The organism is uncultured Algibacter sp., from assembly GCF_947495675.1.
Taxonomy (GTDB): Bacteria; Bacteroidota; Bacteroidia; order Flavobacteriales; family Flavobacteriaceae; genus Algibacter_B.
On sequence record NZ_CANLZX010000012.1, the window covers coordinates 18,279 to 31,852 of the forward strand.

At 31.9% G+C, this 13,574-nt stretch carries 15 protein-coding genes; 7 read left to right on the forward strand and 8 right to left on the reverse strand.

The window, feature by feature from the left end; all coding sequences use genetic code 11:
- The first annotated feature begins 22 nt into the window (after positions 1–22).
- The gene (gene atpD, locus Q0842_RS09565; protein WP_298497413.1) at positions 23–1,531 is read left to right on the forward strand and encodes a F0F1 ATP synthase subunit beta; all 1,509 of its coding nucleotides are present in this window, start codon (positions 23–25) and stop codon (positions 1,529–1,531) included.
- Positions 1,532–1,548: 17 nt separating this feature from the next.
- On the forward strand, positions 1,549–1,827 hold the full coding sequence (locus Q0842_RS09570; protein ID WP_298497415.1) for a F0F1 ATP synthase subunit epsilon: 279 nt from the start codon (positions 1,549–1,551) through the stop codon (positions 1,825–1,827).
- Between the two features lie 99 nt (positions 1,828–1,926).
- On the opposite strand, the gene Q0842_RS09575 is transcribed toward Q0842_RS09570, so the two are convergent.
- The 3 genes from Q0842_RS09575 to Q0842_RS09585 form a co-directional block, all read right to left on the reverse strand.
- On the reverse strand, positions 1,927–3,657 hold the full coding sequence (locus Q0842_RS09575) for a sodium:solute symporter family protein (RefSeq protein ID WP_298497417.1): 1,731 nt from the start codon (positions 3,655–3,657) through the stop codon (positions 1,927–1,929).
- Between the two features lie 24 nt (positions 3,658–3,681).
- On the reverse strand, positions 3,682–4,125 hold the full coding sequence (gene umuD / locus Q0842_RS09580) for a translesion error-prone DNA polymerase V autoproteolytic subunit (protein WP_298497419.1): 444 nt from the start codon (positions 4,123–4,125) through the stop codon (positions 3,682–3,684).
- Positions 4,126–4,295: 170 nt separating this feature from the next.
- The gene (locus Q0842_RS09585; protein ID WP_298497421.1) at positions 4,296–5,552 is read right to left on the reverse strand and encodes a Y-family DNA polymerase; all 1,257 of its coding nucleotides are present in this window, start codon (positions 5,550–5,552) and stop codon (positions 4,296–4,298) included.
- A gap of 62 nt (positions 5,553–5,614) precedes the next feature.
- Between Q0842_RS09585 and Q0842_RS09590 the strand changes: the two genes are divergently transcribed.
- A complete protein-coding gene (locus tag Q0842_RS09590) occupies positions 5,615–6,151 on the forward strand; it encodes a hypothetical protein (RefSeq protein ID WP_298497423.1) in 537 nt (178 codons plus the stop codon).
- An 18-nt stretch (positions 6,152–6,169) separates the two neighbouring features.
- Here the strand turns inward: Q0842_RS09590 and Q0842_RS09595 are convergent, their stop codons facing one another.
- Genes Q0842_RS09595 through Q0842_RS09605 form a run of 3 tightly spaced genes read right to left on the reverse strand, consistent with a single transcriptional unit; the run spans position 6,170 to position 7,374 of the window.
- The gene (locus tag Q0842_RS09595) at positions 6,170–6,595 is read right to left on the reverse strand and encodes a DUF3157 family protein (protein ID WP_298497425.1); all 426 of its coding nucleotides are present in this window, start codon (positions 6,593–6,595) and stop codon (positions 6,170–6,172) included.
- A gap of 42 nt (positions 6,596–6,637) precedes the next feature.
- Positions 6,638–6,844 (reverse strand): helix-turn-helix transcriptional regulator, encoded by a 207-nt coding sequence (locus Q0842_RS09600; protein WP_298497427.1) that lies wholly within the window; start codon positions 6,842–6,844, stop codon positions 6,638–6,640.
- Between the two features lie 2 nt (positions 6,845–6,846).
- The gene (locus Q0842_RS09605) at positions 6,847–7,374 is read right to left on the reverse strand and encodes a DUF2975 domain-containing protein (protein ID WP_298497430.1); all 528 of its coding nucleotides are present in this window, start codon (positions 7,372–7,374) and stop codon (positions 6,847–6,849) included.
- A 124-nt stretch (positions 7,375–7,498) separates the two neighbouring features.
- On the opposite strand from Q0842_RS09605, the gene Q0842_RS09610 reads away from it, so the two are divergent.
- Positions 7,499–7,936 carry a DUF2007 domain-containing protein gene (locus Q0842_RS09610; protein WP_298497432.1) on the forward strand — a complete coding sequence of 146 codons (438 nt, stop codon included), beginning with the start codon at positions 7,499–7,501 and terminating at the stop codon, positions 7,934–7,936.
- A gap of 25 nt (positions 7,937–7,961) precedes the next feature.
- Here the strand turns inward: Q0842_RS09610 and Q0842_RS09615 are convergent, their stop codons facing one another.
- Complete coding sequence (locus Q0842_RS09615) at positions 7,962–9,452, reverse strand: PLP-dependent aminotransferase family protein (RefSeq protein WP_298497434.1); 1,491 nt, start codon at positions 9,450–9,452, stop codon at positions 7,962–7,964.
- Between the two features lie 73 nt (positions 9,453–9,525).
- On the opposite strand from Q0842_RS09615, the gene Q0842_RS09620 reads away from it, so the two are divergent.
- The 3 genes from Q0842_RS09620 (at position 9,526) to Q0842_RS09630 (ending at position 12,938) form a co-directional block, all read left to right on the forward strand.
- On the forward strand, positions 9,526–11,346 hold the full coding sequence (locus tag Q0842_RS09620; RefSeq protein ID WP_298497437.1) for a TonB-dependent siderophore receptor: 1,821 nt from the start codon (positions 9,526–9,528) through the stop codon (positions 11,344–11,346).
- Positions 11,347–11,500: 154 nt separating this feature from the next.
- Positions 11,501–12,361 (forward strand): cupin-like domain-containing protein, encoded by an 861-nt coding sequence (locus tag Q0842_RS09625; protein WP_298497439.1) that lies wholly within the window; start codon positions 11,501–11,503, stop codon positions 12,359–12,361.
- A 61-nt stretch (positions 12,362–12,422) separates the two neighbouring features.
- The gene (locus tag Q0842_RS09630; RefSeq protein WP_298497441.1) at positions 12,423–12,938 is read left to right on the forward strand and encodes a DUF6646 family protein; all 516 of its coding nucleotides are present in this window, start codon (positions 12,423–12,425) and stop codon (positions 12,936–12,938) included.
- 64 nt (positions 12,939–13,002) lie between these two features.
- Here the strand turns inward: Q0842_RS09630 and Q0842_RS09635 are convergent, their stop codons facing one another.
- The gene (locus tag Q0842_RS09635; RefSeq protein WP_298497443.1) at positions 13,003–13,476 is read right to left on the reverse strand and encodes a regulatory protein RecX; all 474 of its coding nucleotides are present in this window, start codon (positions 13,474–13,476) and stop codon (positions 13,003–13,005) included.
- Positions 13,477–13,574 lie beyond the last annotated feature (98 nt).

Consider the following 13,574-nt stretch of genomic DNA (forward strand, 5'->3'; position numbering starts at 1 on the left):
CATAATATTAAATACATAAGTAATGTCTAAAGTTACAGGTAAAGTTGCACAAATTGTAGGACCCGTTATCGATGTTGAATTCGCAGCAGGTTCAGAACTTCCAAAAATTTACGATTCATTAGAAATTAAGAAAGCAGATGGTTCGCTTTTAATACTAGAAGTACAATCTCATATTGGAGAAGATACTGTTCGTACTATCGCTATGGATTCTTCTGATGGTTTAAGTAGAGGAACTGAAGTAAACGCTACAGGTGCCCCTATTCAAATGCCGGTTGGTGATGATGTATACGGACGTTTATTTAATGTAATTGGAGATGCTATTGATGGTCTTGGAGATTTACCTAAAGCTGGAGAAGCTGGGTTACCAATTCACCGTCAAGCTCCTAAATTTGAAGATTTATCAACATCTACAGAAGTTTTATTTACTGGTATTAAAGTAATCGATTTAATTGAGCCTTATGCAAAAGGTGGTAAAATTGGTTTATTTGGTGGTGCTGGTGTAGGTAAAACAGTATTAATTCAGGAGTTGATTAATAATATAGCAAAAGGTCACGGTGGTTTATCAGTATTTGCTGGTGTAGGAGAAAGAACTCGTGAAGGAAATGACCTTTTAAGAGAAATGTTAGAATCTGGAATTATTCGTTATGGTGATGATTTTATGCATTCTATGGAAGATGGCGGATGGGATTTATCTAAAGTTGATAAATCAAAAATGAAAGAATCGAAAGCTACTTTCGTATTCGGACAAATGAATGAGCCTCCTGGAGCACGTGCACGTGTTGCCTTATCTGGTTTAACTATTGCTGAATATTTCCGTGATGGTGCTGGTGAAGGACAAGGAAAAGATGTATTATTTTTCGTAGATAATATTTTCCGTTTTACACAAGCTGGTTCTGAGGTATCTGCATTATTAGGTCGTATGCCTTCTGCGGTAGGTTACCAACCAACATTAGCAACAGAGATGGGTGCTATGCAAGAGCGTATTACTTCAACTAAAAGAGGTTCTATTACATCTGTACAAGCGGTTTACGTACCTGCGGATGATTTAACAGATCCTGCACCTGCTACAACCTTTGCTCACTTAGATGCAACTACAGTACTTTCTAGAAAAATTGCTGAGTTAGGTATTTATCCTGCGGTAGATCCATTAGATTCTACTTCAAGAATTTTAACAGCTGATATTTTAGGAGAAGAGCATTACGCTTGTGCTCAAAGAGTAAAAGAGTTATTACAACGTTACAAAGAATTACAAGATATTATTGCCATTCTTGGTATGGAAGAATTATCTGAAGAAGATAAATTGGCTGTAGGTAGAGCAAGACGTGTACAACGTTTCTTATCTCAACCTTTCCACGTAGCAGAACAGTTTACAGGTATTCCTGGTGTTTTAGTTGATATTAAAGAAACTATTAAAGGATTTAATATGATTATGGATGGTGAATTAGATCGCCTACCAGAAGCTGCTTTTAACCTTAAAGGAACTATTGAAGAAGCTATTGAAGCTGGAGATAAAATGCTTGCTGAAGCTTAATCTAAAACTAAAAAATTATGTATTTAGAAATTGTATCACCTGAAGCAACACTATTTAGCGGAGAAGTAACCAGTATAGTTGTTCCTGGCGCTAGTGGCGATTTTGAAATGCTAAATAATCATGCCCCTATTGTATCTATATTAAAAGAAGGGTTTGTAAAAATATCTGGAGATATTGTATTAAACGAAGATGTTCAAGACAAATTTACTAAAGGTGACAAGGGTAATACTTTGTTAAAAATAAATTCTGGAACTCTTGAAATGAAAGATAATAAGGTTATTGTTTTAGCTGATTAAGACATATAATTATTACATATAATAAAAAAAGCCAAACAAATATGTTTGGCTTTTTTTATAGTTATAATCAATATATATACGCTTTTATAATATTGATTATTATATTATTCTCTTCCAGTTTTTAATTAATAATAAACAACATAATACAGCTAAAATGGTTAAACCAAATGCCAGCATTATTTTGCCATATATAAAATAGCCTGTAGCAAACAAAACGCTATATGTTCCAATAACACCTAAAAAGAAGGCTACTATTTTATACCCTATATTTTTAAACTTACTTTCATTACCATAAACTAAAGCTTCAAATTTCTCTAAGGTTTCTGTATTGCTTTGTTTAGTTAAAAGAGTTACTACAATCCACCCAAGAGTAGTTATTACTACACCTAGTACTAATTGCATATAACCTGCTATTTCAAACCAAGGACTATCTAACTTACTGTTTATAAAAAACACCACAGCAATTACAAACGATATTACCATAGCCGCTATTTCGCTATATGGGTTAATACGTTTCCAAAACCACCTCATTATAAATAACAAACCTGTTCCGGCTCCTATTTGCAATAATAAATCAAATACATCTTTTGCAGATTTTATATAAAATGAAAATAAAGCAGCGCATACCATAAGTAAAACTGTTGAAACTCTACCAATAAACACTTTTTGTTTTTCTGTAGCATCTTTATTAATAAATCGTCCATAAAAATCGTTAACAATATAGGAGCTCCCCCAGTTTAATTGCGTTGAAATGGTACTCATAAATGCCGCAATTAAAGAGGTTAAAACGATGCCTATTAAGCCAGCTGGCAAATACGTCATCATAGCAGCATAAGCCACATCGTGACCTTGCATATCTTTATTTAAGGTAGGAAATGCTACATTAATACTTTCTAAGCTTGGAAAAATAACTAATGATGCTAAACCAACTACAATCCATGGCCATGGCCTAAGTGCATAATGTGCAAAATTGAAAAACAAAGTTGCCCAAGTAGCATTTTTTTCATCTTTTGCCGCAAGCATTCGTTGTGCTATATAACCGCCACCACCCGGCTCTGCGCCTGGGTACCAAGTGCTCCACCATTGTACAGCAAACGGAATAATAAATAAAGTAATTAAAGCTTCAGAGTTTGAAAAATCTGGAAGTATATTGAGTTTGCCTGCTACGTTTTGATGGGTTAATAGGTTTTGCATACCTCCTATTTCTGGAAGATTTACAATATATACTGTTGCCCAAACGGAACCTACCATAGCAATTATAAACTGAAGAAAATCGGTTATTAAAACCCCTTTTAAACCTCCTAAAGACGAATATATTACAACAATTATTGACGAATATAATAATGCTTCTTGCTGAGAGATACCTAATAGAATATTAGCTATTTTGGCTCCTGCCAAGCAAACGCCTGCCATGGTAATAATGTTAAATATAACCCCTAAATAGATAGCGCGAAACCCTCTTAAAAAACTGGCTGATTTTCCTGAATATCGTAGTTCATAAAACTCTAAATCGGTTGAAATACCTGATTTTCGCCAAAGTTTAGCATAAAAAAATACGGTAAGCATACCTGTTAATAACATAGCCCACCATACCCAGTTTCCTGATACGCCATTTTTTCTAACAAGTTCTGTTACTAAACCCGGAGTATCGGCAGCAAAGGTTGTTGCAACCATAGATACACCTAATAACCACCAAGGCATGTTTCTACCAGATAAGAAAAACTCTGTAGAACTTTTTCCTGCTTGTTTAGACACCCAAACACCTATAAAAAGTGTGATTACAAAAAATGCTATAATGATACCAATGTCTAAACTTGATAAGTTTACCATGAAAATAATTTAATTAGTAAATGACTAATATACCTTTTTAATTACATTGGTTACAATACCCCAAATAACAAAATCGTTTTCATTGGTTATTTTTATTATTGGATAATTTGGATTTTCTGGCTGTAACCAAACGCCTTCTTTATTTACTTTTAAGCGTTTTACAGTAAACTCACCATCTAAAAAGCAAACTGCTATTTTATTGTTTGATGGTTCTAGGCTTCTATCAATTACCAACAAATCATTATCATCGAGTCCTGCTCCTATCATAGATTGCCCGCTTACACGTGCATAAAAAGTTGCTTCTTTGTTTTTTACAAGTTCTTTGTCTAGAGAAAGGCGTTGTTCTTTAAAATCTTCGGCTGGCGATGGGAATCCGGCAGAAATGCCTGTATCGAAAAAAAGTGCTCCTAAAGCATTTGTAGGTTTTGGAGTAAAAAAAGTTAGGCTGTTAGATTTGTGTAATATCATGGGTTTTGCATTTTATTGGCCGTTACGTGCGTTAGGGATTAAGCGGTTTGTTTGAAATCCTTTTTGCTTTTTCGCAAAAAGATTGAGTAGCGAAAGCCCGACCCTTGTGGTAACGCCAAAATATTTTTTTTCTGTTTCTAAATTTAATTCAAATTTTTGAGATTATTGCTTTATTTAACGACTATAATATCGTTAATATTTGTTGTATACCTTGGAGATAGGCGCTCTTGGCGCATTTTCCAGGTACGTTTTAAATCTTGACTTGCTAATTTTATTTTATTATTAGCGTATTTAGAGTTTAAACCGTCTATGGCTTTCATTAAAGGTTTATGTTTTGGGTTTTCATGATCAAACATTTGTAGTTGGTAATTATTAGTAGGTACTAGGCCCATAACAATAACTCCTGCACGCTTATATTTTATGCCTTTTTTAAAAATTTGTTTTACAGCCCAAACGGCTTGCTGACTAATAATTAAGCTAGAATCTGTTGCATAGGGCAAACTAATTACACGACTTGCTCTGTGTTGTTCTAAATCTTTTTTGTGCCTATCGCTACTTATGGTAACGTAAATCATGTGGCAACTGGTACCTTGTTTACGTAGTTTTTCGGCACAACTTGTGGCAAACGTTGAGATTCGCTCTTTAATGTTATCAATATCTGAATAGGTATATTCGAAACTTCTTGTGGTGGCTATGGCGCGTTTGGTTTTTACTTCGTCTAGTTTTATTTTAGAAATACCTTCTAGATCTTTTTTAAGTTTCCATTCTGTTATTGAGAAGTTTTTGCGTACCCAAGTATCTGAGAGTTGTGTAAAATCATAAGCTGTGTTACATTTTTTTGCTTTTAATTGTTTTTGTAAAGCTCTGCCTATGCCCCAAACATCTTCTATTTTAATCCATTTTAAGGCCTTTATGCGTTTTTCTTCAGAATCTATAATATATACGCCTTTTGTTTGCTCTGGAAATTTACGTGCTATTTTATTAGCTACTTTACTTAAAGCTTTTGTTGGTGCAACACCTACACAAGTTGGAATACCTGTCCATTTTAAAATACATTGGCGCATTTGAATGCCATATTCTGTAAAATCGTAATTTTTAAAGCCTTTAAATTCTAGAAAAGCTTCATCAATACTATACACCTCAACATCTGGTGTAAATTGCTCTAAAATAGTCATAACCCGATGGCTCATATCGCCGTATAACGGATAGTTAGAAGACAGTACTTCTATATTGTTTGCTTTACAAAACCCTTCCCATTTAAAAATGGGCGCACCCATTGGTAGCCCAATAGTTTTAGCCTCATCACTTCGTGCAATAACGCACCCATCGTTATTACTTAAAATAGCAACGGGTTTATAGCGTAAGTTTGGATTAAAAACGCGTTCGCAAGACGCATAAAAATTATTACAATCTACTAGGGCATACATGCGTATAAAAGTAATATGATTTCTTAAGTTTTTGAAATAAAACTGTTTTTTATATTTGTTAAATGTTTAAAAGCGAACTTGTAATTAGAGAACCTGATAAACCACTTATTAATAAAATTATAACGGCGTTATTATATGCTAGTTTATTTAGTTATGTTGTATATCTATATAGATACAAAAACCTTTTAAATCATCCTGAGAGGTGGACTATTGTAATTTATTTAATTGTTTTATTACTCATATTATTTTTTTCATCGTTTATGGCTATTGCATCTCATAATGTGCATTTAAATTTCGAAAACAATAAAATACAACATCAATACAGAGTGGGCCTTTTTAATTACAAAGAAGTGTGGCAAGATTTAATAGACCTTAAGTATATTTCGGTTTATAAAACAGGTGACTATTTTCAAATAAATATGTGGTATAAAAAAAATGAAATTTTAAATTTAATGACTTTAGATAATTATGAAAAAGCCATAGAAAATGGTTTTTTAATATCTGAAAAATTACGTATTGATTTGCTTGATGCTAGTAAACCCGGACACCATAAATGGGTTAATAAACAGACGTATAAACAAACTAATAAAATTATTTAATTTAGATTAAAAAGACTGCTACTTCTCTACAATAGTATTTCCGATACGTTTATAAGTAACTTTTTTTCCGTTAGCACAAAAATTATAAACGGCTTTTGATTTATATTCTGTAACGGACAATAACAAAACATCTGCTACTTGGCAATTATAGTCTTTAGCCACTTTAGTTTTTACATGACTAATTGTAGCACGCCCTTTTTTTAATTGCGCTTGTATTTTTTTATTTAGTTTGGGCTCTGTAAAATCTTGAGTTAAATAACATGTTGTACTTTCTTCTGGTTTTAAAATACTAGTAACAGAAGTACTATCTGCGGCAATATATTCCCAAGTAAAATCGGACTTTAATAATACACGTTTCCCATCTTCTGTATTTACAATGTGATTGTTTTGGGCGAAACTAACTGAATATACAAGGCATAATAAAAGAATAACATATGATTTCATAGCAAAAATTGAAATATTAAAATATTTTTTAAAAATACAATTTTAATCTTCAACATATTCTAAAATATCGGCAGGCTGACAATCTAAAGCTTTACATATAGCTTCTAGAGTTGAGAAACGAACTGCTTTGGCTTTTCCAGATTTTAAAATAGAAAGGTTCGCAGTTGTAATACCAATAATTTCAGCTAACTCTTTGCTTTTCATGTTTCGTTTAGCTAACATGACATCTAGGTTTACAATTATTGGCATGTTTAGATTGTTAAGTCGTTTTCTTCTTGTATATGCTTCCCTCTTTTAAAAACATCTAAGTACAGATATATTAAAAAAGCGATAACTAAGTGTGCTAAAACAATAAAATAATCATCTTCAAAACGAATAGCTACGCTCTTTATTAGAAATGAAGCCGTAAAGAATATGATATAAACTACAGGAACAATATTTAATATTAAGAATAGGCGTAGTCGTTTTATCGATTTAGTTTCAAACATACTTTTTTCAACAAATACTTTTAGAAAATTTTTAAAGGCATAAAAATAAATAGCATAATATAACATTGCAGTCCACATAATAAGAATAGAGTAATTTAATGGAACGTTTATTCGCAAACCAAGTATTGGCACATGAATTTTTGGACGATTTTCAATAATCTCTACAAACGGAATTTGCATACCTAACTTTAATTCGAGAAATGATAGTATTGAAAACAGCATTACAAAGGCAAGTAAAGTTGAAATGCTATAGAAAAGAATTTTTGATGTTATATAGGCTAGGTTTTTCATTATATTATTGTTTAACAATAACAAACATATAAAAAATTATTGTTTTTCAATAATTTTTTATTTAAAAGGTGTATTTATATAACCCGCTTATATTATTTATCTTTACCTATATTAAATACTATTAATGATAGAAACCTTTACTACAATTGCCAAATACCAATATTCAAGCGAAGCTCAAATTATAAAAGGGCGGTTGGAGGCTGACGGTATTCAAGTGTTTCTTTCAGATAATTTAACTATTGATACCGATCCGTTAGTAAGTAATGCTATTGGTGGTGTGAAACTTAAAGTACTAACTGAAGATGCATTAAAGGCAAGACACATTTTAGATGGTATAGCAAAATACTCTATAGATGACGAAGGTAAACCAGTAGCATGTCCTAATTGCCATAAACAAGAGATTGAACTTTTTTCTACCATAACCAATTTAAAATCTCTTTTCGCTTTTATTGTTGCATTAATAACTAGTGTTTTAACCTTTGGCTCTATTTTGCCTATTTACACTAAACACAAATACAGGTGTAATAATTGCAAAACAGAGTTTGATATTGAAAAAAAGTAACCTAAGCTATTTAATTGAGCAGCATTTAAATTACCGCATTATAAGCCATTTTTAATTTTTTAACTACAAGTTCTATTTCATCTTCATTTAAATGCCCAAATCCAAAACGGATGGCACATGTATTTCTATCTTGATAAAGCGTAGTTTTTGGAAGATATAAATCGTTTCTTTCGGCTGCTTCTGCCAACTTAACTAATGAAATCTTAGTTTTAAACTCTAACCATAATGCAAGTCCGCCAGATGGCATTTTCCATGTAATAAGGTCTTGAAAATATGTTGCTAAACATTTACATAGGTAGTCGCGTCTTTTCTTATAAACTAAGATATTCTTTTTTATGAGGCGGTATATTTCTCCTTCAGAAATTAACTCAGAAAGCATCTGTTCTTGTAAGATATCGCCTTGTTTATCTAGTAATTGTAAATAGTTTTTTGCTTCAGAAATTAAATTTTCGGGAGCTACTACATATCCTGTTTGAAAACTAGGAAATAATGATTGCCCCAGTTTCCCTAAATAAATAACCATACCATTAGCATCGGCACTTGCCATTGGTAACATGGCAGAACCTTCAAACTGAAAATCGTAATCGTAATCGTCTTCAATTATAGCAAATTGATAAGCTTTGGCCAATTCTAATAATTTGAATCGTCGCTCTGCACTTAATGTTGCTGTTGTTGGATACTGCCTATGGGCACAAACATACACACAACGTATACTTCCTTTTACAAAATGTTTTGATATATAATCTACATCTAATCCATGTTTATCTACTGGAATAGTTTTAATAAAAGCACCAGCTTGCTGAAAAATCATGTTTGACGCATAGTTACTTAAATGCCCTACTAAAACAATGTCATTCTGTTTTATTAAAAGTTGAGAAACAATATATAAACTCATTTCTGTACTTCGAGTACTTATAAGGCTACTTGGGTTTATATGAAATCCTCTTGTGGCGTTTAAATAATTACAAAGCTGTGTTTCGTAAACTGAATAAGATAATTGTATTGGTTGATTCCATTTTTTAATTAAAGATTTTCGCTTCATTACCGCACTATACCATCTTGAAAATTGATGTACAGGGTGTAATCTTAAATCGGGGGTACCATCATTTATATAATACTTGGTTGTTGCTAACTGCAATGTAGAGGCCAAATTAAATGATGGTTGAAAAGAAAAACCTGTTGTTTTAGAATATTGATAAACCCTATCTATTTGTTGCGTAGTTGCTTTTATTGGAGCGTTAGTTTGTGCTGGCACTAAAACGAAAGTACCTTTATTGGGAATAATATCTACCCAACCCTGAGACGCTAACTCATCATAAACAGCTACAGCTGTATTTCTATGAACTTGTAATATTTGACTTAAAGAACGGGTTCCTGGCAATACAGTACCTTTTATTAAATACCCACGTTGAATAGCATTAACTATTTGTTCTGCTATTTGAATATAAACAGCTTTTGAACTTGATTTTTCAAAATGAATTAATTGATTTAAAAGATCACTAACCGGACTATTCATTGTTTTAAAACTGGACTATCTTAATCGTCCGGAAAGTTACGACTTTTGCGGCAGTTATTAAATTACAGATTTTATGAAACTAAAAATAGCTTTAACTACCTTACTATTATTATCAATTCTAATAGTAAATGCGCAAGAAGAACCTGTAAAAATAGATTCTTTAGAGCAAGTTGTCATTAATTCAACAAGAATAGCACTTCCGTTTAATGAAAATTCTAGAACTATTACTGTTATTTCTTCTGAAGACATAAAAAATAGTGCTTCAACAAATTTTGCCGATTTACTACAACAGGTAGCTGGTATAGACATAAGAAGGCGAGGAACTGCAGGTAGTCAAGCAGATTTATATATACGTGGCGGTAGTTTTGATCAAACACTTTTATTAATTGATGGTATAAAAATGGACGATGCACAAACTGGACACCACACCATGAATGCCGCTTTACCTATAGAGGTTATTGAGCGAATTGAAATTATAAAAGGTCCAGCAGCAAGGGTATTTGGACAAAATGCTTTTACTGGCGCTATAAATATTGTAACCAAAAAAACCTTAAATAATACCGTTTCTGTTAAAGCAGAAACTGGGTCTTTTGGTCAATTAAATGGTGGTGTAACGGTTGGATCTAATTTAAAAAACTCCTCTCATATAGTTCATGTTGATAAAATGACATCGGCAGGTTATCGTTATAATACAGATTATGATAACAGCAATTATTTTGTAAAAAGCGTTTTTAACAAAAACAAAAAAGCCATTGAAATGATTGCTACATTTCAAGAACGTAAATTTGGCGCAAATGGTTTTTATGCCCGAGAAAGTGCTACTGATCAATATGAAGAAACTCAAAATAGTTTAATCGGGTTTACAACTCAATTCAATACAGAAAAGCTATCTATTAAACCTCGTGTTTACTGGAAACGTAACCAAGATGAGTATGTGTATTTAAGAAATGACCCAACGGTTTATAGAAATTTACATATTACCAATAAAATTGGTGCAGAGGTAAATGCAACATACACATCTAAAGCTGGAATTACGGGTTTTGGTGTAGATCTTTCTAAAGTGTACATTAAAAGTAACAATTTAGGAAACCGAAATAGATTTATGACTACCCTATTTTTAGAGCATGAATTTAAATTTAGTAATTTTGATATTACTCCTGGAGTTGCGGTTACTTATTTTTCTGATTTTGATTTTTATGCCTTTCCTGGTTTAGATATTGGTTATAAAATAACTAACCAATTAAAAGCCTACGGAAACATTGGCTATACATACAGAATACCAACTTATACAGATTTATATTATAATGATTCTAGCACCGTTGGAAATCCAGATTTAGAGGTTGAAGAAGCTTTTGCACAAGAAATTGGATTAAAATACTTTTCACCAAAATTCTCTGGTTCTGCAGCTATTTATAACAGAGACGCAAAAAACTTAATTGATTACATTCGCCCAAATACTTCTGATGCTTTATTTACAGCTACAAACATTACAGAAGTTAACACCAAAGGGCTTGAAGTTGATGTAGCGTATCATTTTAAATATAACGATTACAAACAAACATTAGCGATTGGTTATAATTATTTAGACGATACTATTTTAGAACAAAACAAAGATCTTTCACGTTACTCATTAAACACCCTTAAACATCATTTTACAACCCGTTTTAGCTCTCAGTTATTTAAAAATGTAAGTCAGAATATTGTTTACAAGCATGCTGAACGTACTACGGGCGATAGTTATAACGTATGGGATGCATCAATGGTTATAAACTTAAAGCAATTGCAACTTACCCTAACCGCAAACAATATATTTAATGCAAATTATATTGAGGCAGGTTTTGTACCAATGCCTCCAAGTAATCTATTATTTGGTTTACGCTATAATTTTAACTAGAAGTGCTTTTTTTGCGTTAGGGATTGTAGTGGCATCCTTTTTTGTTTTTCACAAAAAAGATATAACAGAAAGCCCGACCCTTGGGTAACGCCCAAAATACTATTTTTGTTCTGGTAACGTTTGCTTAACTTTGTACTTCTAAATTAATTACAATTTGTCGTTAAACTTACAGGACATACCGCGTGTAAAAACAATTACTAAAGCAGATTTTTTAAAATATTATTTTAAGCCTCAAAAACCAGTAGTTATTGAGCATTTTATTGAAGATTGGCCTGCTTACACAAAATGGAATTTAGAGTACATGAAATCTATTGGTGGCCATTTAACCGTACCATTATACGACGACAGACCAGTTGATTATAAAGATGGTTTTAATGAACCACATGCTAAAATGAAACTAGCTGATTATGTAGATTTATTAAAAAGGGAGCCTACTAAATATCGTATTTTTTTATGGAATGCCTTAAAAGAAATTCCTGCATTACAAAAAGATTTTAGTTTTCCTGATTTTGGTTTACGCCTTATGAAAGGGATACCTATGCTATTTTTTGGAGGTAGTAATTCGCATACATTTATGCATTATGATATTGATTTAGCCAATATTTTTCATTTTCACTTTGAAGGTAAAAAGCAATGTATTTTGTTTGACCAGAAGCAAAATGAATACCTGTATAAAATTCCGCACGCTTTAATTACACGAGAAGATATTGATTTTAATAATCCCGATTTTAAAAAATGGCCCATGCTAAAAAAAGCTAAAGGGTATAAAACAGAACTTAATCATGGTGAAGTGCTTTATATGCCAGAAGGTTATTGGCATTATATGCGTTATATAACACCAGGGTTTTCTATGAGCTTAAGAGCCATTGCAAGAAACCCTAAAAATTTTAGTAAGGCAGTTTACAATGTAATTATTATGCGAAATTTTGATAATATTATGCGTCGTATAAAAGGGCAAGAATGGATTGATTGGAAAAATGAACAAGCCATTACTAGAACCCACAAGCAATTATAAATAAACCTTTGATATTAAAAAACTTGTAATATCTTTGCCCACTTAAATTTAAACTCAAATCATGAAAAATTTTATTTTATTACTAACAATGCTAAGCGTATCATTAGTTAGTGCTCAAGCTTTTAAAGGGAAAGATGATAACAAATTTCAAGTAGGTGTAAATTTACAAGAAAATGGTTCTGGTATTAATCTAAGTTACGATTATGGTATTGGAGAAAACATCTCTATAGGACTTTCTACAACGTATCTTTTAGGCGTTGATGAGGCATTAAAAGACAATCAAATTAATGATTTAAATGCTGACTTTGACAACCGTTTTGATTTAAGAGCTCGTTTTAATGCTAACTTAGGAAATGTTATCAATATTGATGAAAACTTTGATTTATATCCTGGTTTAAGTCTTGGACTTAAAAACTTTGGTGGACACTTAGGAGCACGTTACTTTTTTACTGATGGATTTGGTATATACACAGAATTAAATGTGCCTTTTGCAAAATATAAAACAGAAGATTTAACACCTGCTGAAACTTTACACAATCAATTTACTATAAACTTTGGGGCTACTTTTAACCTGTAAGTTACATTAATAAAAAATATAAAAAGCAGATTATATTTAGTGTATAATCTGCTTTTTTATGGGTTTACCCGAAAATTTCCTTAGCTTTTTCATACACTAAGTGTGTTTCCCAGCCTCTATATAGCAGATAATCGATTAATTTTTTCTTTTTCTTAAATTTATCGGTTCCTGTAATAGAATTAGCCTTCTTTTCGGCTAAACTATTGAAAACCTCGATATATTCCGTATTTTCTATTTCTGCAAGTGCTTGATTTATATTAACTTTGCCTATGTCTTTTTTCTTAAGTTCAAAAGATAATCGACGTCGGCCCCAAGCCTTAATTCTGAACTTACCGCTTACAAATGTTTTGGCAAAACGTGCTTCATTAAGAAAGTTATGATCCAAAAGATGAACCATTATCACATCGATAGCTTCGGGTATCATGTGCATAGTTTCTAATTTTTGTTTTACTTCTTTATGACAACGTTCTTGATACGCGCAATAATGCTCTAGTTTTCTAGTAGCTTCTTGTACTGTATATGTTTTTTTAGTTTGCATACGCATCAAAAATAACAATTGTTTTATTTGCAATGAGAATTTAAAATTACAAATAACCAAATTTACTATACCGAGCCAAATCTAGGTATTGTTTTAAA

Coding starts and splice junctions, on each gene's coding strand:
- Q0842_RS09585 (WP_298497421.1), bottom strand. CDS start 5,552: ATGTATGCCCTAGTAGATTGTAATAATTTTTATGCGTCTTGCGAACGC.
- Q0842_RS09635 (WP_298497443.1), bottom strand. CDS start 13,476: ATGCAAACTAAAAAAACATATACAGTACAAGAAGCTACTAGAAAACTA.
- Q0842_RS09600 (WP_298497427.1), bottom strand. CDS start 6,844: ATGCCAATAATTGTAAACCTAGATGTCATGTTAGCTAAACGAAACATG.
- Q0842_RS09630 (WP_298497441.1), top strand. CDS start 12,423: ATGAAAAATTTTATTTTATTACTAACAATGCTAAGCGTATCATTAGTT.
- atpD (WP_298497413.1), top strand. CDS start 23: ATGTCTAAAGTTACAGGTAAAGTTGCACAAATTGTAGGACCCGTTATC.
- Q0842_RS09595 (WP_298497425.1), bottom strand. CDS start 6,595: ATGAAATCATATGTTATTCTTTTATTATGCCTTGTATATTCAGTTAGT.
- Q0842_RS09620 (WP_298497437.1), top strand. CDS start 9,526: ATGAAACTAAAAATAGCTTTAACTACCTTACTATTATTATCAATTCTA.
- Q0842_RS09590 (WP_298497423.1), top strand. CDS start 5,615: ATGTTTAAAAGCGAACTTGTAATTAGAGAACCTGATAAACCACTTATT.
- umuD (WP_298497419.1), bottom strand. CDS start 4,125: ATGATATTACACAAATCTAACAGCCTAACTTTTTTTACTCCAAAACCT.
- Q0842_RS09615 (WP_298497434.1), bottom strand. CDS start 9,452: ATGAATAGTCCGGTTAGTGATCTTTTAAATCAATTAATTCATTTTGAA.
- Q0842_RS09575 (WP_298497417.1), bottom strand. CDS start 3,657: ATGGTAAACTTATCAAGTTTAGACATTGGTATCATTATAGCATTTTTT.
- Q0842_RS09605 (WP_298497430.1), bottom strand. CDS start 7,374: ATGAAAAACCTAGCCTATATAACATCAAAAATTCTTTTCTATAGCATT.
- Q0842_RS09610 (WP_298497432.1), top strand. CDS start 7,499: ATGATAGAAACCTTTACTACAATTGCCAAATACCAATATTCAAGCGAA.
- Q0842_RS09570 (WP_298497415.1), top strand. CDS start 1,549: ATGTATTTAGAAATTGTATCACCTGAAGCAACACTATTTAGCGGAGAA.